A 280-nucleotide genomic window follows, 5' to 3' on the forward strand; every position below is an offset into this window, starting at 1 on the left:
GGTTTATTGGTTCGCCTGCGATGAACTTCATTCGTGGCGCGATCGACGACCGCTACTTTGTGACGGAAACGCTGCGCCTGGAGATCCCGGAGGACAAGCTGGCCGTACTGAATGCGCAAGGTTACCAGCGTAAAGCGGTCGTCTTTGGGATCCGTCCGGAAGACATTCTCACCGCACAGCGAAGCGGTGAAAACATCACGGCGAAGATCAGCGTTGCTGAGCTGACCGGGGCTGAATTTATGCTTTATGCCACCGTGGGTGGGCATGAACTGGTTATCCG

General features: G+C 56.1%; 1 pseudogene. It reads left to right on the forward strand.

Annotated elements, in window-relative coordinates:
* Nucleotides 1-280: pseudogene (locus tag RTW80_RS28995) on the forward strand (sugar ABC transporter ATP-binding protein); the annotation flags it as partial.

The organism is Escherichia sp. AM3 (genome assembly GCF_032029835.1).
GTDB classification, from domain to species: Bacteria; Pseudomonadota; Gammaproteobacteria; order Enterobacterales; family Enterobacteriaceae; genus Escherichia; species Escherichia coli.